Source organism: Sorangium sp. So ce426, from assembly GCF_051475585.1.
GTDB lineage: Bacteria > Myxococcota_A > Polyangia > Polyangiales > Polyangiaceae > Sorangium > Sorangium cellulosum_B.
This window is the reverse complement of sequence record NZ_CP150341.1, coordinates 1,157,442-1,183,103: the sequence shown is the minus strand read 5'-3', so window position 1 is coordinate 1,183,103 and position 25,662 is coordinate 1,157,442. Positions and strand designations below refer to the sequence as shown.

The window sequence follows — 25,662 nt, the reverse complement described above, 5'->3', positions numbered from 1 at the left end:
TCCATCTAATCCTCGTCGTCACTCTCCATCTCGGTGTTCGGCGTGGGCCGGGAGACGTCATGTTCCTGCCGCAACCCCGAGTACAACAATGAAGGATCCCACGACCGGCAATAGCCATATCAGCGCGCTTTGCAGGAGCTTCTGGTCGCGCGAGTACAGCTCGCTCCGCCACAGGCGCACCGTGATGAACGACTGAGCGAGGATCGCCGCGGCGACGGTTGTCCACGTGAGGATCGAAAGCATGACGTGCAGCGTAGCCGCCATCCGCCTCACGCGCCCCGTCGAGCGCGTCCAGCCGGCTCAGCCGGCGTCCTGGCCGGGATCCAGCGGCGCGCCGCCGGCCGCGCGCGGCCGCCTCCGGTAGCGCAGCCGGCTCACCGGCAGCCCGTCGGCGATCGCGTGGTGCTCGCGGGGGCTCCGCGCGCCGTAGGGGTTCTCGGCGAGGTGCGGCGATCCGGGCGCGTCGCCCGCCGGCTCGAACGCGGGGTGCGCGCCGATCTGCTCGGCGTACAGCGCGCCGCGCTCCTCGACGTCGGTCTGCACGAAGAGCTCGCCGCCGTCCACGAGCAGGCGCGCGAGGCTGTCGAGCAACGCCGGGCCCATCACGAGGCGCTTCTTCCACCATGGAGCCAGGAAGTGCAGGAAAAACCGCGCGATCGACGCGTTGGCGTTGAGCGCCCGGACGCGGCCGCCGAGGCCGCCCTTTCGCAGACGCCCGTCGACGATCGCCGCCCGCGAACGTGACACCCCTGGAGCCCGGATGCTTGACGCGGTGGGCGTCCTCCGCTTCCCTTGGAGCCGTGCCTATCACCGAGCTCCACATCGAAGGCTTGCGCACTATCCAGAACGTTCACCTGCGCCTGAACGGACTTACGGTGCTTATTGGCGACAATGGATCTGGGAAGAGTAGCATCCTGGAAGCGTGCGAGATTCTTCGACGGACGACAGGGCCTCGGTTCCTCGACGAATTCCATGGCATCCACGGCGGACTCACGGCGTTGTTACGCCAGGGCGCGAAGCGGCTTTCAATCGGGCTGACGATCACGCCACGAGCGGGACGGGCCAAGCTTGGAGATATCGAAAGCATCATGACGGACACGTACGAGCTCGTCAAGTACGAGCTAACGCTTGTTCCCACGGGCCCGTTCGCCTCGGTCCATGAAAGAGTGTCTGCCAAGTTCACACCGCAAGGAAGACGACATGTGACTTCCATGGGCGCCCGGAGAAAGAGGGCAAGAAGCGTGAACGAAGGAGCTTCAGGTGCCGAGAATCTGGAGATCCTGTTTGAGCACGAGGGGGACAATTTTGTCTTTTTTGCCGACCGAGCCAAATGGTACACTTCTGGACCGGAAGATGGACGGAACCCATTCCTGGCCGAGCTAAACTACGGCTCATCGGACGACAGCTACGGCGATATCGTGTGGACAACGCTGCACTTCATCGGAAGTCATCTCAAAAATTTCAGCATCCATCTTCCATTCGAAACAACTCCCGCATGGGCGGCCCGCGCACTCGACCGCAAGTCCGCACTTCGCTCCTCGGCCCTTCTCACTCCCGCCGATCACCTGGAAAAGCTGGGCATCAACCTCGCCAGCGCCTACCACGCCCTCAAGAACAGATTCGGCCGCGACCATTGGGACAAGACCCTGGAGTACCTCCGTCTCGGTCTCGGCGAGCGCATCGAGGACGTGGTTACCTGGGCCGACCCGGGCGGTGGCAACATCGGACTCTCGCTCAAGCTGGTCGGTCTCGATCTAGCGATCCCCGCAGCGCAGCTCTCCGACGGCATGCTGTCGTACCTTGCATTCGTTGCGCTCTTCCGCCTCCACACCACGAAGCCTTCACTCGTCACCTTTGATGAGCCCGACCTGCACCTCCACCCGCACCTGCTGATGCGCGTACTCGACATGTTCGAGTCAATGGCTCGCGATTGCCCGGTTCTCTTGGCTACGCACTCCGACCGCCTCCTCGACGGCCTTCGTGATCCCGCGAATTCTGTGGTGCTCTGTGAGCTCGACGAGCATGGCGCAACGCGTCTCGTGCGGCCGGATCGGCATATGTTAGAGAGATGGCTGGAACGCTACCGTGGACTCGGTGACATCCGCGCTGCGGGACATGCAGCTTCCGTGCTCACGAAGGCAGAGCTCAGCTGATGTCGGCCTCGGTCACGATCCTCTATGAGGATCAGCGCGCGCACGGCAGCAGCTTCGGATTGCATACGCTCGTGAAAGCCTGCGTCCACGATGCGCTGAGCGGCGACAGATATCGAATCGAGAAGATGCTCGCCGACGCGCGCCCACTCAAGGGCGTGCAAATGTCCTCCGTGCCTGCCGCGAGGAGCTGGATCTCATCGCGATCGACGGGCGCGACGTGATCGCGGTCATCGACAACGATGCCATCCGACATCATCTCAAGTTGCCACGAATGGCGAGCCATGCGGACGTGGAGCAGGAGATCCGGAAAGGGTGCCGTGCGCCGGACCGACTCTTCATTGTCCTGTTGGTACAGAACACCGAGAGCGTGCTCACGGCGGCAGCGGAGTGTGACGCCTCACTCGATCCCAGGCGGGTCGAGCGCGCCGTGGAGCACAAAGACATGCTGGAGCGGGATGCCATCTTCTTGGAGCTGTCACGCGAGCGTGCGCGCATGCGGCGGGACTGCGTGCTCGACAAGATGCCATCGCTTCGCACGCTGATCGATCTGTTGGTCAGCAAGCTGCGCCCCGCTGCTGGTGGGACAGCACCCGCGAAAACCGCCGGTACCCCCAAGGGAAAGCGGACGAGACGTGGGGGGAAGCCATAGCTCTGCCTTGGAAATAGCGAGCTAAGTGCTTGAATTTCCATGCCTGGTGGTGCGCCGCAGGCGCATCGCGTCTACTGCGGGAAGTTGCCCCGGTTCAGCAGAAAAACCGCCAAGCCGCCAAAGACGCCAAGGGGAGAGGGGAAAGCTGGCCGTCCGGGCATTCCCCCCTGTTCCCCGGTTTTCTTGGCGTCTTATGGCGTCTTGGCGGTTCGCTTCCCCGGCCGACTTCCCGTAGCAGAGATAGACGCCTCGAACATGTCCAACGTGAACCATGCTCCAGGTCGATCTGCGCCGATCGCCGACGCGCCGGAGAGCGACGTCGAATTACGAGGCACGCTCGGCCTGCGATGCTTGAGAAGGTCTATCCGTCGCCCGGCGGCATACTGCCCGCGCCCCGCGGCCGCCTCCGGTAGCGCAGCCGGCTCACCGGCAGCCCGTCGGCGATCGCGTGGTGCTCGCGCGGGCTCCGCGCGCCGTAGGGGTTCTCGGCGAGGTGCGGCGATCCGGGCGCGTCGCCCGCCGGCTCGAACGCGGGGTGCGCGCCGATCTGCTCGGCGTACAGCGCGCCGCGCTCCTCGACGTCGGTCTGCACGAAGAGCTCGCCGCCGTCCACGAGCAGGCGCGCGAGGCTGTCGAGCAGCGCCGGGCCCATCACGAGGCGCTTCGTGTGGCGCTTCTTCCACCACGGATCCGGGAAGTGCAGGAAAAACCGCGCGATCGACGCGTCGGGGCGGAGCCGCGCGAGCGCCTCGCGCGCGTCGGCGTTGAGCGCCCGCACGCGGCCGCCTAGGCCGCTCTTCCGCAGGCGCCCGTCGACGATCGCCGACCACTTCAGGCGGATCTCCAGCCCGAGCAGCCGCGCCTCGGGGCTCGCCGCCGCGCGCTCGAACAGGAAGCCGCCGCGGCCGGGGCCGATCTCGATCTCGACGGGGCCGGCGCCGGGGATCAAGGCGTCGATGGAGACGTCGTCGCCGTCAGGGAAGCGAGGCGCGTCGGCGTAGGGGTGGTTCGGGCGCGGCTGGAAGACCATGGAGCCCCGGCGCTCTACCAAATGCCGGCCGCCCCGGCGCGGGAAATCCGCCGGCCACCCGGCGCGGGAAATCGCTGTCCCCGGGCGGCGCGGTGGTATGCGTCGGGCCCCATGGCGGCACCTCCGGCCCCCTCCCGGCTGCGCGCCCTCGCCGCGCGCGCCCTCCCCTATGCGCCCGCCCTCGCCGCGAGCGGCGCGCTCGGCGCGCTCTGCGTCAGGGCGATCCTTGCGCAGGCCGGGCGCCCGGCCCTGCCGCTCGACGACGCGTTCATCCACATGCAGTACGCCCGGCGGCTCGCCGAGGGCGGCTTCTTCAGCTTCGTCGCCGGCGACGGCTACTCGAGCGGCGCCACCAGCCTGCTCTGGCCCGTGCTGCTCGCCCCCTTCCACGCGCTCGGCCTGCGCGATCTCTCGCTCGTCTATGCGGTCTGGGCGCTCGGGCTCGTGTTCCACGCCGCGCTCGCCGTCGAGACAGCGCGGCTCGCGCGCCCCCTCGCCGGCCCCGCGGCCGCCGCCGGCGCAGGCGCGATGTGCGCCGGGTTCGCCGCGTTCGCGTGGTTCGCCTGGAGCGGGATGGAGACGGTCGCCTTCGCCTGGATCCTCACCCGCACCGCCCGTCTGGCAGCGGCGCTCTGCGAGCCGGCACCGCCAGAGGCCGCCACGGACAGCGCAGCCCCCGCGCAGCGGCCCGGCGCGCCCGCGCAGCCGCCCACCGCCCCGATCGCCCGCTCCCTCGCGCTCTGCGGCTTCGTCGCGCCCCTGCTCCGCCCGGAGGGCGCGCTCGCCTCCCTGCTCGCCGCGATCGCGCTCGCCCTCTCGGCGTCACGCGCCATGCCTCCAGCCCCCTTCCCGGCGCCGCCCCTCTCCGCTCCACCCCTCCCCTCCCCTCCATCCCCCTCCCCTCCATCCCCCTCCCCTCCATCCCCCTCCCCGCCATCCCCCTCCCGCAGCGGCGCTCTCTGGCACTCCGCGCGCTCCGCCGGGCGACTGCTCACCCTCGCGCCGCTCCTCGGTCCGCTCGTCGTCCCGGCCTTGAACCTGCTGCTCGCGGGTCACCCGACCTCGTCGACGACGTCCGTCAAGTGGCTGATCGGCAACCCCAACTACGACGGACCGACGCTCTGGGCCGCGTTGCTCGACAACGTCCGGCTGCTCGTGACCGACGTGATCGACGGCGGCCAGTGGACGGCCGTCTTCCTCCCCGAGGGCTCCGCCGCCGTCATCGCCCTCGGCGGCGTCGCGCTCGCCGTTGCAGCGCACCGGAGGGGCCGCCCAGCGCACGCCGTGATCGTGGGCGCCCTCGCGCTCGGCGCGCTGCTGCCCTGCACGTACCTCAGCTTCCTCTGGAACCGCGTGCGGTACGTCTGGCCCTTCGCGCCGGCGTGGATCGTCATGGCCGCCTGCCTCGCGCGCGAGCTCGGCGACGCCGCCCAGCGGCTCCGGCCCTCGCTCCACTACGTGACGCCCCTCCTCGCCGGCGCGTTCGCCGGCGCCCTGGCCGCGCGGCTGCCGTGGGCCATCGGCGACCTCGCCAACTCCGCCCGCGCCATCGATCGGCAGCAGGTCTGGCTCGGCCGCTGGGCCGCGCGGCACCTGCCGGAGGACGCCAGGGTCGGCGTCAACGACACGGGCGCGCTCGCCTACTTCAGCGGCCGCAGGACCTTCGACGTCGTGGGCCTGACCACCGAGGGCGAGGCGCGCTACTGGGTGGCCGGCGCCGGCTCCAGGTTCGAGCACTACGAGAAGCTGCCCCCGGAGCGCCGGCCGACCCACTTCATCGTCTACCCGCACTGGATGGCGTGCCCGCCGGTGCTGGGCCGCGCGCTGGTCGACGCCACCGTCGAGGACCAGGCCATCCTCGGCGGCACCACGATGATCGCCTACGAGGCGCGCTGGGACCTCCTCGGCTCAGGGGCGCTGCCGGTGCGGTCCGTGCCCGGCGAGCGGATCCTCGACGAGCTCGACGTCTCGGACCTCGAGTCCGAGGCGGCGCACACCTATGCGCTCGATCCGCTCGCGGACCAGCGCAACATGGCCGTCGCGCTCGCCGCGCCCGAGAGCAGCGCGCCAGGGGAGCTCGACGTCACGCGCACGGAGCTCGCGGACGGCGGCCGCTACCACCGGACCGCCGATCGCTTCGTCGCCCGCCTCGCGACGCCCCCCGCCGAGGCGCGCCTCGTGCTCCGGGTGGCCTCGGACGACGGCGCCGAGCTCGCCGTCTCCGTGGCGGGCGAGGAGATCGGCACCATCGACGTGCCGCGCGGACCGTGGGTGGAGCGGGCGCTGCCCCTCCCCGCCGCGCGCCTCGCGACGCCGGCCCCCATCGCCATCACCCTGCGCCGCGGCGCTGGATTCCACGCCTTCCATTACTGGATCACCGGGCGCTGACGCCGGCCCCCAGCGCGGCCGCTCACCGGGGAACACCAACACCACACCTTCTCACATCGACTCCCATCGAGTCGTGCCCCGGGAGCAACTCCCGCTCCCGAGATGCACTCTCGAGAGTCGAGAGCGCGCCGGCGGGCCCGCGGCGCTCCACGTCGAGCGTTCAGGACAGCCGTTGACGCACCCGGGCATTCGTGTAACATCGGGATGTTCGCGCAATACAGCAAGTCAGCGAACACATCCGTTGCAGACTCGTGGGGGAGGCCGGGCAGCGCGCGCCCGCTGGCGCCGCCGCGTACAGCCATGGCCGGCAGTTCAGGCGTGCCCCAGGACCTCGGGCCGCCGGCACGCCGGCTCGCCCCGATCCCGTGCGCCCTGCCCGGCGCTCGAACGTGGGGAAATCCATGCGCAAGTCGGCTTTGCTCCTCTGCTCGCTGCTATGCCCTCTCGGGGCGGCGGGCTCCTCCTGGGCGCAGACCCCGGGGAGCGAGGCGCTGGCCAGCGGCGATGACGGCGGTCAGGGGCAGTTCCTCTCGCTCGATCTCGAGGAGCTGCTCAACGTGAAGGTCTCGTCGACTGGCTTCTTCGAGACCGAGAGCAAGACGTCGACCGGTCAGGCGCGCCTCTACGACGCGCGCACGCTGAAGCTCTACGCCGTCCGCTCGCTCGACGACCTCTTGCAGGCCCACCAGCCCGGCGTCCTGATCGGCGAGCACGAGCGCACCTCGCGCCTCATCGGCGTGCGCGGCGTGCTCATCGACAACAACGCCAAGACGCTCGTCATGGTCGACGGCGTGAACACGAACATGCGCGCCCATTTCGGCGCCATCGGGAGCACGCTGGCCGTGCCCCTCACCGGAGACATCGAGCGGGTCGAGGTGATCCTCGGCCCCGGCGCCATCGTCCACGGCTCCGGCGCGATCAGCGGCTTCGTCAACGTCCTCAGGCCCACGGGGATCACCCGCCCCGGGCTCTGGGGCAAGGCGTCGTATGCCTCCGGCGACACGCGCACCCTGGAGGTCAGCTACGGCGGCCTGCTCAGCGAGAAGCACAACGCCGATTGCTTCCTCTACTTCGGCCACGCCGACAACGAAGGAGAGCTGCCCCAGGCGCCCCGGCCGGACACCGCGGAGCTGTACGGCAACGCCTACGCAGGCGTCACGACGTCTCCCTTCCTGCGCCACACGCGCGTCAACGCCCTCGGCGAGCCGAGCTACAAGGGCTTCGGCCGCTTCCGCTACGGCTCCGAGCGCAGCCCCGTCAGCGTCGACCTGCGGCTCGACTACGCGCAGACGTCGATGATGGGCAACGCGCCGAACAGGGGCATGACCCGCGAGCAGCTCGCGGGCCAGTGGTCCGACAGCAACACCGGCCATGTGCGGCAGAGGACGTTCGCCGTCACGCCGGAGATCCACCTCCACCTCTCCAGACAGCACAAGGTCGAGCTGGTCCCGACCTTCTCGGCCTTCGAGACGGCCCTCGTCCCGGCCGACTGGGTCGCGGACGAGATGGCGAAGGCGGTGAATCCGGTCCCGGGCGCAGGGGTCCTGCCGGTCGGGGGCCTCGGCGAGGAGCACCGGGACATCAAGGCGGTCTACAAGACGACGGCGCTGCCGAACAGCCAGATCGCCATCGGCGCGTCGGCGAGCCACAAGCGCTTCAGCGGCCAGAGGTCCCGCTGGGGACGGCTCTACGGGACCGCCTTCGAGTCCCCGGAGAGCTTCTCGTGGACCGAGCTCGCCGCGTTCGGCGAGAGCACCGCCACCTTCCACGATCTCACCGTCTCCGCGGGCCTGCGCTTCGATCACACCGAGTTTGGAGAGCTGAACCTCCGCGGGGGCCTCTCGCGCGAGCCCGAGCCGGTGGACAGCCCCTCCTACCGCGTCGCGGCCGCCTACGCGATCAGCGACACGCAGAACGTCAAGCTGTCCTATCAGAAGGGCTTCCGCTTCCCGGACGCCGCTTACTTCAACTGGCTCGAGCAATTCAACGCCGCCTTCGAGGACGAGCCCATCGCGCCGCTGCCCTCGCTCGTTCCGGAGTCCTCCCACCTCGTGGAGCTCGACTATGTCGTGGGCATGCTCGACGAGCGCCTCGCCCTCGACGTCGCGGTCTTCTATGAGCGCTACAAGAACACCCTCGGCTGGGTGTCGTGGGATCAGGTGCGGCCCGAGGACTTCGAGGACCACGTGGCCCACAACCCCAGGCACCCGTCCGCGGGCGGCTGGTGGGGCAGCTTCTCGAACAGCACCGCGGACGTCGACGCCCTCGGCGGCGAGATCGGCGCGATCGCCGACCTCGGCGGCGGCTTCGCGGGGGACCTCTGGTACAGCGTGTCGAAGGCGTTCGGCGCCGAGAGCGACCTCAACATCCTGACCAACTGGGACGGCGAGACCTGGGCGAACTACCCCATCCACCTCGTCAAAGGCCACCTGAGCTACAGCGCCAGCCGGTTCACCGCCGGGCTCGCCGCGACCTTCCGGACCGGCATGAACAGCCACGGATCCAGGGACGCGCCCGCCCACGACACGGACGAGCTGCCGCCCAGAGATCGGCTGGCGGCGCGATCGGCGTTCAACCTCGACGCCGCTGTGTCCTTCTCGCCGATCGAGCGCGTCTGGGTCTCCGTGTTCGGCAAGAACCTCACCTTCAACAAGGTCCCTCCACCGTCCTACGCCTCGCACCGGCTGATCATCACCACCGGTCGCCCCTACGTGGGCGCCTCGGTCGAGGCGTCTTACTGACGCCGCCGGCCCGCGCGGGAAGGCGGCCCGCGCGGGAAGGCAGCCTGCGCGGGAAGGCGGCCTGCGCGGGAAGGCGGCCTGCGCGGGAAGGCGGCCCGCGCGGGAAGGCCACGCGCACGACAGCGACAGCAGAACCGACGTAAGAAATCTCCCGACACCGCGCAGCCCGATACGAATGCACCTCCCCGGCGTCTGCCCTTGTGATAAATCGAGGACACCTTGTCCGAAGCAATGAGCCAGGTTCACGATCTGCGCGACGACGCACCGGACAAGGGCCCGCGCGAGAGGGCCGTTGTCGATTTCCTGCTCTTCGACATGTGCGCGGTGACTTTCGCGCTGAGGGCGCGGCAGGTGGAAGAGGTGATCGCGTGGCGCGCCCCCTTGCCGCTGCCGCGCACCGACCCCCGGGTGATGGGTATCCTCCAGGACCGGGGGAGGATCATCGTGATCGTATCGCCCGTCCCCGCGGAGCCGGCGGCTACCCCGCTCCGCATCGTCGTCTGCCGCGCTGCGCGCGGCTACCTGGGATTGCCCGCCGGCAAGACGCGGTGTGTCGCCGCGGTCGAGGTGTTCGGGGAGCCCGCGCCAAACGCTGTCGTCGACACCAGCGAGGGAGCAGTGACCTTCCTCGACGTGACCCACCTGGTCGACGCTTCCGACGCTGCGCCTCGGCCCTTCGTGGCGACGCGCGAAGCTCAGGGCATCTGGTCGAATCCATGAGCGTTCCGAGCTCCCGATCCCCTGCGTCCAGGGCCAGACCGCCGCTCGATTCGGCCGATGAGGCGCCCCCGGCGAGCGCGGCCCCGCTGTCGCGCTCGCCGGCGAGCGCGCCGGCGAGCACGCCGGCGAGCACGTCGACAACCGCGCCGACAAACGCGCCTGTGCTCGTGATCGACGACAGCGAGATCGCCCGAGAAGAGGTGTCTCGCGTGCTGCACGCTGCCGGTCTTCAGGTGCTCGCGCTCCCCTCCCCCATCGGGGCGACGCAGGCCATCGTGCGGCACCAGGTGCGCGTCGTCGTCCTCGACGTCTTCATGCCCACCATCCGCGGGGACCGGCTGCTCACGCTGTTCCGGAAGAACCAGCGGCTCGGGCAGCTCAGCGTCATCCTGATGTCCGGACACTCCGAGCGGGAGCTCGAACAGCTGAAGCTGGAGGTCCAGGCGGACGCGGTCCTCTCGAAGCGCCACCTCGATCGTCTGCCGGCCCTGGTCAAGCGGCTCGCCGGCAAGGAACGCTGACGTGGGGACCGCGGTCGCCTGATGCCACGCCCGTCGAGGATCCGTCCGCGATCGTACAGAGCTCGCCAGCGGAACATGGTGTCTCCGATCTCGACGATTCGAATGCTGATGGCCGCGGCCCTCCTCACGACCGTGAGCGCCGAGAGCCGCTCTGCCGCCTCCGTCCCCTACGAGCTGCGGGGCGCCATCCTCCTGCGGTCCATCGGCTACGAGAGCGGGTTCGCGAGCCGCGCGGGCACGGCCGTGCTCGCGGTCGTCGGGGCGGAGTCGGGCGCGAGCGCGGAGGACGCGAGCGCGATGGCGGCCGTGCTCTCCAGGCTGGCCGCGAAGACGACCGTGGCCAAGCGGCCGGCGTCCGTCCTGCGCGTGACGTACAGCGGAAGGGCCCAGCTGCAGGAGGCGCTGCGCGCCGCCGGCGCCGAGGTGGTCTATGTGGCGCGCGGGCTCGCCGCGGCCATCCCGGACATCCCGTCGCGCGAGGGGGCCGTCGTCCGCATCGTCGTGTGCGGCGACGGCGACGACACGAAGCGCGGCTGCGCCGTCGCCGTGGGGCTCTCGGGCGCGAAGCCCGAGCTCCTGCTGAACGTGAAGCACGCCAACGCCATCGGCCTCCGCTTCGACCCGCAGCTCCTCCGGCTCGCCCGCATCGTCGACTGAGACCCTCGCGGCGTCCGTCACCGGACGCCGCGCATCGCCGCTCGCAGGTCCACGGCTCACGGTTCACGACTCGCGATCTCCCAACGCATCGCCCATCCAGCGCCCCTCGTTCAGCGTCCGCCATCGCCGCCCCTCACCCGCCATGCTCAACTTTCGCTCCATCCGCTGGAAGATCGCCGCCCTCGTCGCGTCGGTGGCCATCGTGCTGTCGGCGCTCGATCTGTGGCTGATCCCCGAGCACGCCGCGCGGGCGAGCGAGGCCGAGCTGCGCGAGCGCGCCGGGATCCTCGCCACCATGCTGAAGGAGCCCATCGGCGTGGCCATGGACCTCGAGCAGCCGCCGGAGACCTTCCCGGACACCCTGCGCACCGCGATGACCGATCCCCTGGTGAGCTGGGTGTCGGTCTACGACGCGAGGGGGCAGCGCATCGCCGCGATCGGCGCGGCGCAGGCGCCCGAGGGCGCGCGGGGGCGGGGCGACGCCGGCGTCGTCGTCAGCGAGGCCCCGATCCGGTCGCGGAACGGCGATCGCCAGCTCGGGACGCTGGCCGTCGGGCTGCGCAGCGACCGGATCGCCGAGCGCCGCGCCGACGCGCGCAGGACGATCGCCCTGCAATCGGCGGGGATCGCGCTGCTCGGCCTGGGCCTCGCCTGGGTCATCTCGGCGCGCATGACGCGCTCGATGGCGCACATCAAGGAGGCGGCGGACCGGATCGCCCGCGGCGACGTCTCGGCCCGGCTGTCCCTCAGGATCTCGGACGACGAGCTCGGGGACATGGCCAGCGCGTTCGAGCGGATGAACACCCAGCTGCGCGAGCTCCAGGAGACGGCCGCGCGGGTCGCGGGCGGCGATTTCACGTGCAAGATCACCGGCGACGGGGAGCTGTTCGCCGCGTTCCGCTCCATGGTGACGAGCCTCCAGGAGCTCGCCTCGCGGATCGGCAACACCTCGGCGGAGGTCGCCTCGGCCGCCGCCGGCATGTTCTCGTCGGTGCGCGAGCAGGAGACGAGCGCGAGCCAGCAGAACGCGGCGCTCGAGGAGATCCGGCGGACCGTCGAGGCCCTGACCGCCAGCGCGGATCACATCGCGAAGGACGCGGCCACCGTGCACGAGACGGCGCAGCGGAGCCTCGTCAGCGTCCAGCACACGGCGGAGCAGACGCGCCTCGTCAGCTCCCACTCGGACCGCATCGGCGAGATCCTGTCCTTGATCCAGAGCATCGCCGACAAGTCGGACCTGCTCGCGCTCAACGCCGCGCTCGAGGGCACGAAGGCCGGCGAGGTGGGGCGCGGGTTCTCGCTCGTGGCCGCCGAGATGCGCCGCCTGTCCGAGCACGTCATGGACTCGGTGCGCGACATCCGCAAGCTCGTGGCGAACATGCACGCGGCCTCCCACGCGTCCGTGCTCGCGACCGAGGACGGGATCAAGCTGGCCCGCGACACGGCCGCGGCCGCCGCGCAGATCTCGGACGCGGTGGACCACCAGCGCGAGGGGACGGCGCGGGTCAAGACGGCGATCGTCAACATCGTCGGGGCGGTGAACGACACGCTGACGAGCAGCGTGGCCGCGACGCGCTCGGCCGAGTCGCTGCTCCAGCTGTCGCACGAGCTCAAGACGACGGCGAAGGCCTTCCGGGTCAAGCCGCTGGGGGCGAGGGCCGGCAAGCCCGAGGGCGCGGAGGCGGACGCGGATGAGGAGCCGGGCTGATCTCGTCGCCGCCTTCCACCGGACCATGCCGGACCGCGTGGCCCAGGCGACGGACCTGTGGCTCGGCTACGAGCAGGGCCAGACCGGCAACCTGCAGGTGCTGCGCCGGCTCCTGCACACGCTGAAGGGCGAGGCGCACATGCTGGAGCTCGCCGCGTGCGGCGACCTGGCCGAGCTGGCGGAGGACGTCATCGACGCGGTGCGGGGCGGCGCGCGCCCCACGCAGCTCACCGGCGACAGCCTCCTCGGCGCGCTGGAGGGGCTGGGGCTCCTTTCGGCGAGCCCCGGCGCCGAGGCCGCGCCCGAGCTCGAGATCGTGAAGGAGACCCTCCGCGCCGCGCGCGCGGAGCTCGGCGGCGGCCCGCCCGCCGGCGAGCTCGCGCCGCCGCTCGTGCCGGCGTCGGCGTCGGCGTCGGCGTCGGCGTCGGATTCCGTGCACGAGAGCGTCCTGCCGCCGCGGCTGGACCAGCCCGACGCGCCGCCCGACCCCGCCCAGCCGACCGCCCGCGCGGCCCTCGACGCCGAGGCCGTCGGCGCGCTCTTGCAGGAGCTCCAGCGGCTCCACGGCGAGCGCGAGGTCATCCAGCGGCGGCTCCGCGAGTCCCAGCGCATGCTCCGCGCGCTGCTCGTCGAGATCGACCCCCGCGGCGCGGACGTGGATCGGTTCGCGGAGCGCATCGCGAAGACGCTCGGCTATGGCGCGGAGATCGAGCGCCTCTTGAGCGCCGTCCGGGCGGACTGGTCCAGCAACGAGTTCGCGGCGGGGCGCGCGCTCGGCGAGCTCGACGAGGTGGTCCGGAGGGCGTCGGTCGTGCGCACCGAGCGCCTGCTGAACCAGGTCTCGCTCGCCGCCCGGAGCGCGGCGCGCATGCTGGGCAAGGACGTCGAGGCGCGGGTCGAGGGGACGGGGCTGCTCGACGCGGCCGTGGAGCGCCGCCTCGAGCCGGCGCTGCTGCACCTCGTGCGCAACGCCATCGACCACGGGATCGAGCCGGCGGACGTCCGGGCGCGCCGCGGCAAGCCCGCGCGCGGGACGGTGGCGGTGACCGTGGTCCAGACCGACGCCGCCGTGCGGGTCGAGGTGAAGGACGACGGCGGCGGGGTCGACTTCGCCCGCCTGCGCGAGGTGCTCGCGCCGTCGGTCCCGGGCGCCGCGACCCTCGACGACGCCGAGCTCATCCCGTACCTGTTCGCGCACGGGCTCACGACGAGCCGCAGCGTCGGCGCGATCTCGGGCCGGGGCGTCGGGCTCGACATCGTGGCGCGCGAGATCGGCGCGCTGGGCGGGCAGGTACGGGTCGACTCGAAGCCCGGGCTCGGCACGACGATCGTGCTCGTGGTGCCGAAGAACCTGCACGGCGAGGAGGTGGTCCCCATCTCCAGCGGGCGCTTCCGGTGCGCGGTGCCGACGCACGCCGTGCACTCGGTCGTGCTGCTGGAGGACGAGGAGCTCCTGCGCGCCCCCGACGGGCCGCGCGTGCGCCTGACCAGCGACGCCTGCGCGGAGCTCGCGCCGCTGTACGCGCTCGGGGCGGTGCTCGGCGACGGAGGCCCGCCCGGGCCCGGGGACGCGGCGCTCGTGCTGCACCACGCCGCGGGCCTGTTCGCGGTGAGCGTGGACGGCTACGAGAACCCTCGGCTGGTCGCGCTCGTGCGCTCGGAGGAGATGCCCCTCACCTCGCCGCTCGTGCGCGGGGTGGCGCCGACGGCGGACGGCGAGGCGATGCTGCTCCTCGACGTGGAGCGGCTGTTCGCGTACGCCCGGCAGGCGCCGCGGGACGCGCCCTTCGCCGCCGCCGCCGAGCAGAAGCGGGAGCCGCTCGCGCTGGTCGTGGAGGACGCGCCCGTCGCGCGGGAGCTGCTCTGCGGCATCCTGCGGTCGATGGGGCTGCGCGTGGAGGAGGCGAGCGACGGGCGGGAGGGGCTCGCGCGGGCGCGGGCGGCGCCGCCCGACGTGGTGCTGACCGACCTGGAGATGCCCTACATGAGCGGCCTGGAGATGGTGGCGGAGCTCAGGCGCTCGCCCGGGCTCGCCCGGGTGCCGGTCGTGGTGCTGACGACGGCGGCGCAGGAGCAGAGCGAGGCCGCGCTGCGCGGGCTCGGCGTGCGGGCGGTGCTGTCGAAGCAGCGGTTCGTCGAGGAGGAGCTGCGCCGGATCATCGCGGCCAGCCTGGAGGGCGCGTGACGGCGGGCGCGTAGAGCGCCCGCGCGACCGTCACTTCTCCGCGGAGGCCGCCGGCAGCGCGACGGAGATCTCGACGCGCCCCGGAGGCAGCTTGGTCTCCCCGAGCGCGGCGGCCGCGGGGTCGTGCTCGGCGTGCCCCACCGCCGACAGCCGGGCCCCTGCCACCGAGCACTTGTCCTGGAGCGCCTGCGTGACGGTCGCCGCCCGGACCGCGGAGAGCTCCCACGGCGTCGGATAGGCGGCCTGCAAGGGGGCCGGCACCGAGGCCGGAGGACCGCTGACCGCGCCGACGCGCAGCGGCGCCTGGCCGCCGCCGCTCGCGGACAGCGCGCCCGAGACCTGGCACAGGAGGGCTTGCCCCTGCGGGCTCACGTCGACCGTGTTGGGGAGGAACACCGCGCTCTCCGAGAGCGCGACGAACGCCTGTCCCTCCGCGACCGCGACCGCCGCGACCCCTTTCTTGACGTGCTTGTCGAGCTTCCCCGCGAGCTCCGCCTTGATCTGCCCGACCCGCTCGACGCCCGACTTCTTCGCGGCCTCGGTCTGCTGCCGCTCCGCCTCGCCCTTCTCGATCTGCGCCGTCTTCGCCTGGAGCTCCCCGCGCACCTGGCTCAGCGTCTGTTCGAGCTCTTTGGCCCTCTGGTTCGACTTCCGCTGCTCCTCCAGCAAGAGCACGTGAGCGCGGTGAAGCGGGACGTAATATGCCGCCACGAACGCGGCGGCCGCGACGAGGAGGAGCGCCGGCATCACGCGCATCCAGCGTCGGAAGCTGGACGATCCAGCGCTGTTGCCGGCCGCGATCGCCTCATCCGCGATGTTCATGACTGCCTCCATGCTCCGCCGCCATCGCCGGCGAGGATACCGGCATGGCGAGGATCCCGCCAGCGCCACGGGTCACACCTCACTCATTGCAAAAATCCGCACCGTCTCGAAAGCACGCGGCGCCTCATGTCGGTGTGTACGGTGCGCTCGCGCCGTGGCATCCTCGGGGACGCAAGGGAGGACTTTGTATGAAACCGCCGCCCCTTCCGGCCAGGCGTCCGGCGCCGCCCGTTCCGGCAACCGATGATCGCGAGAGTCTCTGGCACGTCGCGATCGCGCCTGACGACATCAAGGTGCTCACGTTGGACAAGCTCGACGATCTGTTCCGTCTCGACGTGATCGACGAGACGACGAAGATTTGGCGCCCTGGCATGGCCGCCTGGCAGCCGCTCGGCGTCGTGGCGGGAATCGAGCCGACGCCGCCCGAGCCGGCGCAGGTCCAGGGTCCTCCGCCGAGCACGGCGCGCCCCGGCCCGCCTCCGCCCCCCCCGCGCGCCCCTGCGCGGCGGAACATGGACTCCGACCATCCGACGCCGGTGGCGTCGCCCATGTCGTCCACGATGCCGCTCGGCGCCCCGATGTCGCTCGGCGACACGATGCCGCTCCGAGCGCTGGACGACAGCTCGCCTCACCTCGTGACGCGGACCGAGGTGCAGGCGCCGCCCGCGGCGATGCTCGCGGCGTCTCGGCCCACCTCGCCGCCGTGGATGCCGGAGGCGCGGGAGCCGGAGTTGTTCAACGAGTCGCCCTACGCGGCGCCCCGCGCGCGCGAAACGGGCCGGGCGCAGCGCCTGACGCTCGCGCTGTCGGTCGTCGCGGGGCTGGTCGTGACGCTCTACCGCAATGACGTCCTCCTCGACGCCGCGCGCTCCTCCGGGCATCAGGACGTGTATCTGAAGGTCGAGACCGCGCTCGGCGGGCCCGGCTTCGGGACCCCGCGCTCGATCGAGAAGCTCGACGTGTCCGCAGAGCCGGCGCCGGCGAAGTAACCCCACCGAGATCCAGCGCTCCTTCGAGCGCCGCGCGACCCCCCACATCTCGAGCTCGGCCGAGCTGCGACGCTCGGCCGTCCTGGCACGGCGACCCGGACACGAAGTCCGCCGAGGCGCAGGCGACGCCACGCGCGCGAGAGCAGCCATGTTCGCGCCACGAGCGACATAGTGGCTCGTTCACGCACAATGTCATCCGCCGACATCGCAAATCAACGTTGTCAGTGCGAGCGAGCTCCACATTTGCTATAGTAAAGACCTTACTCTAATCGGGGAGGGCCCTACCGGATGTCTCGCAATCCCCGGTTGTATGCCGAGATTTACCCGGCGCGTCCGCCACGCATGGCGCGGTGGGATCTGGTTAGCACCGACACTTGAAAATCACATGAACAAGACAGGGAGGTGGTCCTATGTCGCCCTTTATCTCACGCAACCTGGCTGTCGTTCTGGCTCAAGTTGGTTTGCTCACCACGGCTTCGTGGAGCCTCACCGGATGTGGCCCGGCGGGTCCCCCGGACGAGCCGCTCGAATCCAATGCTCAGGCCATCGTCGCCGAGGAGGCCGGTGATGGCGACGAGGTGTGCTCCGGCGAGGAGCCGACCTTCACCTCGCGCGAGATCGTACGGGATCTCTCGTTTCCCATGCGGATCGTCTGGGGGCCGGATGGCTACCTGTGGCTCACCGAGCGCACGGGGAAGCGGGTCGTGCGCGTGAGGCCGGAGGACGGCCTTCAGAAGACCGCGATCACCATCCCGGAGGCGTTCCAGTCGGGAGGTCAGGACGGGCTGCTGGCCCTGGCGCTGCACCCGGATCTGCTCAAGCACAAAGGGAAGGACTACGTGTACGTCTCCTTCACCTACAACGTCGGTGAAGATCCAGCGGTGGACCGCAGGACGAAGATCCGCCGCTACACGTACAACCGGGTGACCGAGACCCTCGGGAGCCCTGTCGACGTCATCACGGGCCTGCCGGGGAGCGACGATCACAACTCCGCGCGGCTCCTGTTCGGGCCCGATGGGAAGCTCTATTACACCATAGGGGATCAGGGGAACAACCAGTTCGCCAGGATGTGCAACCCGAACCGCGCGCAGGAGCTGCCCACGGCGGCCGAGGTCGCGGCGCACGACTGGCAGAAATACGTCGGCAAGATCCTGCGCTTGAACGTCGATGGCTCGATCCCGAAGGACAACCCGAAGATCGACGGGGTCCGCAGCCATATCTACTCGTACGGCCATCGCAACGCGCAGGGCCTCACGTTCGGCCGGGGCGACAAGCTCTACGCGAACGAGCACGGGCCGAAGAGCGACGACGAGCTGAACCTCGTCCAGGCCGGCAAGAACTATGGCTGGCCGTACGTCGCCGGCTACAAGGACGACCAGGCGTACACGTACGACAACTGGTCGGCCTCGAGCCCGACGCCGTGCAACGAGCTCTTCTGGAGCGACTTCGCTCCTCCCGAGTCCGTGCCGCGGCAGCTGGAGAGCGCCTTCAGCCATCCGGACTTCAAGGAGCCGCTCCTCACCTTCTACACGGTCCCCAACGACTACGTCTTCTTCGACTGGGCGTGCGGCTTCAGCCAGTACATCTGCTGGCCGACGATCGCGCCCTCCTCGCTCCACTACTACCCTGCCGGGCACGGCATCCCCGGGTGGGATCACGCTCTCCTGATGACCTCCCTCAAGAAGGGCGCCGTGTACAAGGTGAAGCTGAGCCCGAACGGGAAGACCGTGGAGGGCGAGCCCACCGTCCTCTTCCAGACCACGAACCGGTACCGCGATCTCGCGATGAGCCCGGATCGCAAGACCTTCTACATCATCACGGACACCACGGGGAACACGAGCGGACCGACCGGCGGCGTCACGACGGTCCTGGACAACCCGGGGGCGATCCTCGAGTTCAAGTACACGACATCCCACTGAGCCAGCACCGGAGTCGCGGGCCTGCGTCGTACCGGCGCAGGCCCGTCAGTTCCAGAGCCGCGCGACGAGGCCGTGGGTGGGAAAGGTCTGCCGGGTGCCGGCCACGAGCAGCTTGCCGTCGGTCGAGAGCGTCATCGACTGCACGACGTCCTCTTCGCCGAGGTAGAGCGCCTGAACGCCCTTGTCGCCGAACGTCGGATCGAGCGCGCCGTCGGGCAGGAAGCGCACGAGGGTGGGCTGGCTGTTCGCGCCCTGCCCCACGTTGCCGGCGACAACGATGCGGCCGTCGGGCATGAGCGCCATGTCGACCGCCTCGCCGCCCGCGAGGCCGGCGAGCGCGAAGCCGTCCTCTCCAAAGGTCGTGTCGAGCAGGCCGTCGGCGTCGAGGCGCACAACGAGGAAGTCGCTCGATCCCGCCTCGGTGCTCCGGGCGCCCACGAGAATGCTGCCATTGGGCTGGACGACCACGGCCACCGGCTCCTGCTCGCCGGGCCTCACGATCGTCAGGTCTCCCAGCCCGCTGACCGCGCCGTTCGCGGCGAGCTGCGCCAGCACGATGTCCCGATCGCCGCCCTGCTCCGCCCAGCCGGCCACCAGCAAGCCGTCCGGACGTGCCGCCAGCGCCGTGCCGGCGCTCGGGCCGACGCCAAGCGGCGCGATCCACCCCACCGAGGCGAACTTGGTGTCGAGGTAGCCGTACGTCGGGTTGATCGCCGCGACGAACAGCTGCCCATCGCGCTCGCCGGTCACGAGGAGCTGCTCGGACGCCGACAGATCCATGGCCGTCACGTGCTCGTCGCCGCCGAGATCGATCAGGCCCTTGCCCGTGTTGGCCGAGTCGATGGTGTCCTGCGTCCCGTTGTCCCGGTAGCGCAGGAAGGCGATGTCGTCCGTGGCCTCCCCCCTGGCGTAGCCGGCGAGGAAGACGGCGCCGTTGAGGAGGCGCGTGATGCCGCGGATCTCCTGGTATTCCGTGCAGCTGCAGAAGCTGCTCGTCACCCGGCCGCCCGCGAAGGCGGCGTCGAGCGAGCCGTCGCGCAGCACGCGGAAGCCCTCGAGCTTCGCCGCGCCGAGGCCGTTGATGCTGTTGCCGGCGGTCAGGATCTGCCCCGACGCCGCCTGGCGGATGTCGTGGAGCCCTCCGCCGTCCGAGGCGAGGTTCCACGAGGTGATGCCCGCCGCGCCGAAGCTCTCGTCGAGCGTGCCGGGCTTGCCCGTGACCACGGCGCGCGCGCTGTCGGTGCGCGCCATCCGGCCGGAGGTCGCGATGAGGTCGAGGTCGAACGCCGTGCCCAGCGTGAGCGCGCCCGAGGCGCCGACCTCCAGCGTGCCCCTGCTGCTGCCCGACGGGATGGTGATCGGGTCCGCGACGAGGCCGACGGGCGCCGCCTGCACGTCGACAACGACCGGCTCGTCGAAGCCGCCGATGCGGGTGATCGCGACGGTGACGTGGTTGACGCCGTTGTAAGGGACATCGACCAAGTCCGCCAGGATCGCGAACGTGAAGTCGCCCTCGGCCTGGCCCCCCTGCCCGCCGCCTCCGTCGGCCGTCCCCCCGCCGGAACCAGAGGGGGACCCAGAGGGGGACGAGGACGACGAGGCGCCGCCGCCGGCGCCCGAGTCGAGCGACACGTCCTCGATGCCGAGGAGCGCCTCGCAGCCGAGGAGCGCCGCGGCGCCCCCCAGGAGGGCCGCGCGGGCGGCCACGCGGGCCAGGGCGGCGGTTCGTCGATGGCTTGTGCTGTTCACGGCCCGCCAGGCTAGGTCACCCGCGGGACGGCGTCGAGACGGCGGCCGCCTCGCGGGCGCTCGCGCACAGGCGCTCAGGCGCTCGCGGGCGCCCGGTGGAGCTGCAGCAGGTCCATCGACGGCGCCCTGCCGGTCAGCCGGAGATCGTAGCGCTGCTGCAGCAGCCGCAGCACGTTCGGCGAGAGGAACGCTGGCAGGCGCGGCCCGAGCACGATGCCCTTCACGCCCAGGCTGAGCAGGGTCAGGAGCACCGCCACGGCCTTCTGCTCGAGCCACGAGATCACCAGCGTCAGGGGCAGCTGGTTCACCCCGCAGCCGAGCGCCTGGGCGAGCGCGCCCGCCACGCGGAGGGCGCCGTAGGCGTCGTTGCACTGCCCCATGTCGAGCAGCCGCGGCAGGCCGAGGTGCGTGCCGTGGTCCTGGTTGCGAATACGGTACTTGCCGCAACCCAGCGTGAGAATGAACGAGTCCCGGGGCGTCTGCGCGGCGTAGTCCGTGAAGTAGCTGCGCGCCGCCTCGGGGCCGTCGCAGCCGCCGATCAGGAAGAACCGGCTGATCTTCCCGGCCTTCACCGCCTCCACGATGGCGCCCGCGTGGGCGAGGATCGCCTCGTGGTGGTAGCCGACCTCGGTCTCGCGGACGAAGCGGTCGGGCAGCGGCGGGCTCGCGAGGGCCGCCTGGATGACCTCGGAGAAGTCGCCGCCGCGCACGCGCCGGCCGCCGGGCACCGCGGTGACGCCGGCGGTGAACAGGCGATTGCGGTAGGCCTCCTTCGGGACGAGCACGCAGTTCGAGGTCATCAGGATCGGCCCAGAGAACGCCAGGAACTCGGCCTTCTGGTGCTGCCACGCGGAGCCGTAGTGGCCGACGAGGTTCGGGTGGCCCGCGAGCTCCGGATACGCGTGCGCCGGCAGCATCTCGCCGTGGGTGTACACCCTCACGCCCGTCCCCTCGCACTGCCGGAGCAGCTCGGCGAGGTCCGAGAGATCGTGCCCCGAGACGAGGATCCCCGGCCCCGCCACGGTGCCTTCCCGGACCATCGCCGGCTGCGGCTCGCCGAAGCGCATGCGGTGGCCCTCGTCGAGCATCCTCATCACGAGGAGGTTCACCTGGCCGCACTCCATGCAGAGCTCGAGGAGCGCCTCGGGGTCGAAGCTCACGTTGGTCAGCGTGGAGAAGAGCGCCTCCTCGAGGAAGCCGTTCACCCGCTCGTCGCGCATGCCGAGCTTCCGCGCGTGGTGCGCGTAGGCGGCGACGCCCTTCACCCCGTAGATCAAGAGCTCCTGGAGCGACTGCACGTCCTCGTCCTTGCCGCAGACGCCGGCCGTGGTGCACCCGGTCCCGTGGGATGCTTGCTCGCACTGGTTGCAGAACATGGTCATGACGGACCTCGAGGGTTGTGGGCCCACGCGCGCCGCGCGGGCGCCGGCCGGAGAGCGCGCGTGGTCCGCAGCGCAGCCACGCAGGGCGCGTCCTCGGCGGCCACGACGTCAATCAACGATCGTGCCGGCGGCTCGCCCCGGATCCCGAGAGGCCAGAAGGGGACAAGGCCGGGCTCTCGGGCGCTGCCCCGCGCCGGCCGAGGCGCAATCACGGCGCAGGGGTGCAAATGGTGCGCGCGCCTGAAACGGATAGCGCGGCAGCCCTGTGTGTCAGTAGTATGGAGGATCCTTGAACTCTGAATGAGGTCGCAGTGGAAAATCATACCATGGTCAAACGAGGGCGCTTTGCCCGGTTTCACCGTTCCATCTCGCTCGCCCTGATCTCGCTGAGCGTTGCCTGCGGCCAGGCACCGGCTGGCGACGGAAACGGCAACAGCAACGGCAGCGGCAACGGCAGCAGCAGCGGCGGCGGCAACGGCAGCAGCAGCGGCAACGGCAGCAGCAGCGGCGGCGGCAACGGCAGCGGCGGCGACGGCAACGGCACCACGGCGCCGCCCCCCTCCCTGATCGGGGACGTGTCGTTTTCCACGCCCAGCCAGACGTTCAGGGATCAGATCCAGGTGGGGATGTCCACCCCCATCGAGGGGGCCGAGATCCGCTACACGCTGGATGGGCTGCTGCCGACAGCGTCGTCCACGTTGTACACGGGCGAGCCCGTGACCCTCACCGAAACGACGCAGGTCCGCGCGCAGGCGTTCGTTGGAGGCGCCGCGAGCGGCGCGGTGAGCACCGGCCTCTACATCGCGCGCACCTTCGACGCGACCTCTGATCTTCCCATCGTGATCATGGACGGTTACGGCATGGGCAAGCCGACGGACAAGGAGGTCTACTTCGACGCCGCGGTGATGATCTGGGAGCCGGTCAACGGCGTCGCGTCGATCGCGTCGCTGCCCACGCAGGCGATGCGCGGCGGGTACCACGTGCGCGGTCAGTCGTCGCGGAACTTCCCGCAAACACCGTACAAGCTCGAGCTGTGGGGCAACGACGACAAGGACCTCGACTACCCGGTGCTGGGCATGCCCGCCGACTCGGACTGGGCGCTGATCCCTCCCTACTACGACCGCACGTTGATCCGCAATCCGTTCACCTACGGCCTCGGCCGCGACATGGGCCTCCAGGTGCCACGGGTCGAGTTCGCCGAGGTCTACCTGAACTACGACGCGCGCGTCATCGGCGAAGCGGATTACCAGGGCATCTACTGGATCTCGGAGACCATCAAGAACAACAAGGTCCGCACCGATCTCAAGGAGCTCGAGGAGACGGACCGGGCACTGCCGGACATCAGCGGCGGCTACATCTTCAAGTTCGACCAGGCGGCCGCCGAGGAGCCGAAGCTCACCTGCACCGGGTCGGATCCCCTCCCGTCGTTCAGCTTCGGCGCCGGCGGGGGTCCCCGTCCCGACGAGGGCGGCACGTGCTGGATCGATCTCGAGGTCGTGGACCCCGATCCCCTGAACGACGAGCAGGCGACCTGGCTGACGCAGTACATCCAGCAGTTCCACGACAGCATCCACCAGACGCCGATCGGCGATTACGCGTCGTTCATCGACGTGCCGTCGTTCATCGATTACCTGATCATCAGCGAGCTGACGCTCAACGTGGACGCTTACGTGCGGAGCGCCTACTATTTCAAGGATCGCGATCAGAAGCTCAAGGCCGGCCCGCTGTGGGACTACAACTTCGCGCTCGGCGGGGTGGGCGCCCTGAGCGCGATGCCGCAATCGGCGACCGACACCGGCTGGCGCTTCAGCGGCACGAGGAACGTCAACAACTGGTATCAGAAGCTGACCGCGGATCCGAGCTTCATGGCGCAGGTGAAGGCGCGCTACACGGCGCTTCGCCAGACGCACCTGTCCGAGGCCGCGATCGAGGAGCGCATGAACAGGCTGAGCGCGCCGCTCGCGCAGGCCGTGGTCCGCGACTTCGCCAAGTGGCCGGTGTCGAGCATCATCGAGTCGAGCGAGGGTTTCCTCGGCGGCCCCACCGCGCCGACGTGGGAGGGGCAGCTGCAGAGCATGCGCGACTTCCTGCGGGCCCGGCTCGCCTGGATGGACGCCAACCTGCCGTGACGCGGCGCGAGCCGCCGCGCGCGGCCCTGCTCGGCCGCGCGCGGCGAGGCGCTAGCTGCGCTGCAGCCGGCCCACGGCGAACGCGCCGTCGCCGAGGAGGGCCTGCGCGCCGAGCGCGATCATCAGGAAGGCGACGTACTCCCAGCCGCCCCCCTGGCCGGCGAACATCCAGCCGTTCGGCAGGTGCACGAGCAGCGCGCCGATCATCACCGGCAGCAGCAGGAGCGAGACAAGGCGCGTCCTGAGCCCGGCGAGGAGCGCCGCGCCGCCGAGCAGCTCGGCGAGGAACACGGGATACGCCGTCCAGCCCGGGAAGCCGCTCGCCGCGAAGAACGCGACGGTGCCCGGCAACGTGAACACGAGCGGCTTGGCGAGCGCGTGCGCCAGGAACACGGCGCCCAGCCCGAGGCGCAACATCAGCGCGGCCAGCTCGGCCGAGCGGGGAACGGAGAGGATCGCTTCGACACGGTTCATAGTTGATGCCTCCATGAACCGAGGAGTAAGCCCCGGCGCCGCGCCACGGTAGAGCGCGCCCGGGAACGAATTGTTCTCCGGGGAGAACGATCTGCCGCTAGGCCCACGAGATGCCGCGGAACGCGGCCGCCAGGTGGTCGATGAGCCGCCGCACCCGCGCGGGCGGGCGCCGGCCGGCCGCGTGCACCGCGTAGATGCCCATGGGCCTGGGCGCGAACGCGTCGAGCAGCGTGACCAGCCGCCCGGCCGCGAGATCCTCGTCGACCATGAAGCGCGGCAGCACCGCGAGGCCGATCCCGGACACTGCCGCCTCGCGGAGCGCCGTCCCGTTGCTCGCCGTCAGCGGGCCGGAGACGGGGACGGAGAGGCGCCCGCCGGCCCCGTAGAAGCGCCACTCGTCCTCGACGCGCAGGTGGAGGTAGCGCAGGCAGTCGTGGCGCAGGAGATCCCCGGGCTGCTCGGGCCGCCCCCGCCGATCGAGGTAGCCCGGCGCGCCGACCACGTGCAGCGCCGTCGTGGCGAGCTGGCGCGCGACGAGGCTCGAGTCCTTGAGCTTCGTGATCCGGATGGCCAGGTCGACGCGCTCCTCCACGAGGTCGACGAGCCGGTCGTTCAGCATGAGCTCGACGTGCGCGCCCGGGCTCGCCCGGAGGAACCGCGCGAGCGGCTCCGCCAGGTACATCTGCGCGAAGCTGACCGGCGCGTTGAGCCGGATGCGGCCCCGGTCGGCGTCGGACGCGCCCCGCACCGCGGCGGCGGCCTCCTCGAGCACGCGCGCGCAGCGCGCATAGAGGTTCATGCCGGCGTCCGTGACGGTGAGCTTGCGCGTGGTGCGCACGAGCAGGCGCTCGCCGAGGCGCTCCTCCAGGCGCGCGACCCGGGTGCTCACCATCGACTTCGACACCCCGAGCTCCGCCGCGGCCGCGGTGAACGAGCGGCGCTCGACGACGCGCGCGAAGCACAGCAGGGCGGGCAGATCGTCGAAGAGCGGGTCGACCATGCGCCCACTGTGCGCGGCGGGGCGGATTGTTCGCAACAGCGAACATCCCGGGCTCGGCGCCGCCCGCCACGGCCCGGCGAGGGGCGATGCCGCGCGGCGGGCGGCCAGGGCCGCTCGCGGAGCGCGACGTTCACTCGCGGAGCGCGACGTTCAGAGGAGCGCGACGTTCAGAGGAGACCAGGCGACGACGCCGCGACGCTCCGCTGGCCGCGTGACGCGGCGCGCGACCGCCGTACGCCTGCTGTCGACGCACCGGCACCGCCTGTCGCGGCGTCGCTCCACGCGGGATTTCTGCACGAGAGCAGCAAGCCCCGTGCCCGGGCCTGCGAATGGATGGCAGCAAGAAGGCGTTCGAGCTGGGCCTCCCACACCACGTCGCCGCGATCACGCGTAGCGCCCGGATCGGCGCCCCGCTATAAAGGAGCAAACCACGAGAGAGGGGGTTC

21 protein-coding genes are annotated in these 25,662 nt (G+C 70.8%); 13 read left to right on the top strand and 8 right to left on the bottom strand.

The genetic code is table 11. The features are described from left to right. Window positions 1-57: 57 nt before the first annotated feature. Entirely contained in the window at window positions 58-243 is a 186-nt protein-coding gene (locus WMF44_RS04425; RefSeq protein WP_437297871.1) for a hypothetical protein, read from the bottom strand. A 57-nt stretch (window positions 244-300) separates the two neighbouring features. Further along, entirely contained in the window at window positions 301-747 is a 447-nt protein-coding gene (locus WMF44_RS04420; RefSeq protein ID WP_437297870.1) for a hypothetical protein, read from the bottom strand. 53 nt (window positions 748-800) lie between these two features. Between WMF44_RS04420 and WMF44_RS04415 the strand changes: the two genes are divergently transcribed. From WMF44_RS04415 to WMF44_RS04405, 3 genes are read left to right on the top strand one after another with little or no spacing between them, the layout of a single operon-like run. Further along, window positions 801-2,153: an AAA family ATPase gene (locus tag WMF44_RS04415; protein ID WP_437297869.1), complete on the top strand. Its 1,353-nt coding sequence runs from the start codon at window positions 801-803 to the stop codon at window positions 2,151-2,153. Beyond that, window positions 2,153-2,374 carry a hypothetical protein gene (locus WMF44_RS04410; RefSeq protein WP_437297868.1) on the top strand — a complete coding sequence of 74 codons (222 nt, stop codon included), beginning with the start codon at window positions 2,153-2,155 and terminating at the stop codon, window positions 2,372-2,374. Before WMF44_RS04415 ends, WMF44_RS04410 begins: the two co-directional genes overlap by 1 nt. After that, window positions 2,371-2,802 (top strand): hypothetical protein, encoded by a 432-nt coding sequence (locus WMF44_RS04405; RefSeq protein WP_437297867.1) that lies wholly within the window; start codon window positions 2,371-2,373, stop codon window positions 2,800-2,802. Before WMF44_RS04410 ends, WMF44_RS04405 begins: the two co-directional genes overlap by 4 nt. A gap of 361 nt (window positions 2,803-3,163) precedes the next feature. Here the strand turns inward: WMF44_RS04405 and trmB are convergent, their stop codons facing one another. After that, the gene (trmB, locus tag WMF44_RS04400) at window positions 3,164-3,832 is read right to left on the bottom strand and encodes a tRNA (guanine(46)-N(7))-methyltransferase TrmB (protein WP_437297866.1); all 669 of its coding nucleotides are present in this window, start codon (window positions 3,830-3,832) and stop codon (window positions 3,164-3,166) included. Window positions 3,833-3,943: 111 nt separating this feature from the next. Between trmB and WMF44_RS04395 the strand changes: the two genes are divergently transcribed. From WMF44_RS04395 to WMF44_RS04365, 7 genes are all read left to right on the top strand, one after another. Next, window positions 3,944-6,220 (top strand): hypothetical protein, encoded by a 2,277-nt coding sequence (locus WMF44_RS04395; protein WP_437297865.1) that lies wholly within the window; start codon window positions 3,944-3,946, stop codon window positions 6,218-6,220. Window positions 6,221-6,621: 401 nt separating this feature from the next. Further along, entirely contained in the window at window positions 6,622-8,961 is a 2,340-nt protein-coding gene (locus WMF44_RS04390; protein ID WP_437297864.1) for a TonB-dependent receptor, read from the top strand. 231 nt (window positions 8,962-9,192) lie between these two features. After that, window positions 9,193-9,681 carry a chemotaxis protein CheW gene (locus tag WMF44_RS04385; protein WP_437297863.1) on the top strand — a complete coding sequence of 163 codons (489 nt, stop codon included), beginning with the start codon at window positions 9,193-9,195 and terminating at the stop codon, window positions 9,679-9,681. Next, on the top strand, window positions 9,678-10,202 hold the full coding sequence (locus WMF44_RS04380; protein ID WP_437297862.1) for a response regulator: 525 nt from the start codon (window positions 9,678-9,680) through the stop codon (window positions 10,200-10,202). The genes WMF44_RS04385 and WMF44_RS04380 overlap by 4 nt, the downstream gene beginning before the upstream one ends. 108 nt (window positions 10,203-10,310) lie before the next feature. After that, window positions 10,311-10,859, top strand: coding sequence for a YfiR family protein (locus WMF44_RS04375; RefSeq protein ID WP_437297861.1), 549 nt, complete (start codon window positions 10,311-10,313; stop codon window positions 10,857-10,859). Between the two features lie 142 nt (window positions 10,860-11,001). After that, window positions 11,002-12,567: a methyl-accepting chemotaxis protein gene (locus tag WMF44_RS04370; RefSeq protein WP_437297860.1), complete on the top strand. Its 1,566-nt coding sequence runs from the start codon at window positions 11,002-11,004 to the stop codon at window positions 12,565-12,567. After that, window positions 12,551-14,752 (top strand): hybrid sensor histidine kinase/response regulator, encoded by a 2,202-nt coding sequence (locus WMF44_RS04365; protein ID WP_437297859.1) that lies wholly within the window; start codon window positions 12,551-12,553, stop codon window positions 14,750-14,752. The genes WMF44_RS04370 and WMF44_RS04365 overlap by 17 nt, the downstream gene beginning before the upstream one ends. A 30-nt stretch (window positions 14,753-14,782) precedes the next feature. Here WMF44_RS04365 and WMF44_RS04360 read toward each other — a convergent pair whose 3' ends face one another. Then, window positions 14,783-15,574, bottom strand: coding sequence for an OmpA/MotB family protein (locus WMF44_RS04360; protein WP_437297858.1), 792 nt, complete (start codon window positions 15,572-15,574; stop codon window positions 14,783-14,785). A gap of 188 nt (window positions 15,575-15,762) precedes the next feature. Here WMF44_RS04360 and WMF44_RS04355 point away from each other — a divergent pair, with 188 nt between their 5' ends. Next, window positions 15,763-16,563, top strand: coding sequence for a DUF4339 domain-containing protein (locus WMF44_RS04355; RefSeq protein WP_437297857.1), 801 nt, complete (start codon window positions 15,763-15,765; stop codon window positions 16,561-16,563). Between the two features lie 410 nt (window positions 16,564-16,973). Further along, window positions 16,974-18,482, top strand: coding sequence for a glucose/sorbosone family PQQ-dependent dehydrogenase (locus WMF44_RS04350; RefSeq protein ID WP_437297856.1), 1,509 nt, complete (start codon window positions 16,974-16,976; stop codon window positions 18,480-18,482). 45 nt (window positions 18,483-18,527) lie between these two features. Here WMF44_RS04350 and WMF44_RS04345 read toward each other — a convergent pair whose 3' ends face one another. Then, window positions 18,528-20,231: a delta-60 repeat domain-containing protein gene (locus tag WMF44_RS04345; protein WP_437297855.1), complete on the bottom strand. Its 1,704-nt coding sequence runs from the start codon at window positions 20,229-20,231 to the stop codon at window positions 18,528-18,530. A 74-nt stretch (window positions 20,232-20,305) separates the two neighbouring features. Then, the gene (gene hcp / locus WMF44_RS04340; protein ID WP_437301528.1) at window positions 20,306-21,607 is read right to left on the bottom strand and encodes a hydroxylamine reductase; all 1,302 of its coding nucleotides are present in this window, start codon (window positions 21,605-21,607) and stop codon (window positions 20,306-20,308) included. Between the two features lie 332 nt (window positions 21,608-21,939). Here hcp and WMF44_RS04335 point away from each other — a divergent pair, with 332 nt between their 5' ends. Then, complete coding sequence (locus WMF44_RS04335; RefSeq protein ID WP_437297854.1) at window positions 21,940-23,742, top strand: CotH kinase family protein; 1,803 nt, start codon at window positions 21,940-21,942, stop codon at window positions 23,740-23,742. 51 nt (window positions 23,743-23,793) lie between these two features. Here the strand turns inward: WMF44_RS04335 and WMF44_RS04330 are convergent, their stop codons facing one another. Next, entirely contained in the window at window positions 23,794-24,216 is a 423-nt protein-coding gene (locus tag WMF44_RS04330) for a DoxX family protein (protein ID WP_437297853.1), read from the bottom strand. A gap of 97 nt (window positions 24,217-24,313) precedes the next feature. After that, a complete protein-coding gene (locus WMF44_RS04325) occupies window positions 24,314-25,216 on the bottom strand; it encodes a LysR family transcriptional regulator (RefSeq protein WP_437297852.1) in 903 nt (300 codons plus the stop codon). Between the last annotated feature and the right edge of the window lie 446 nt (window positions 25,217-25,662).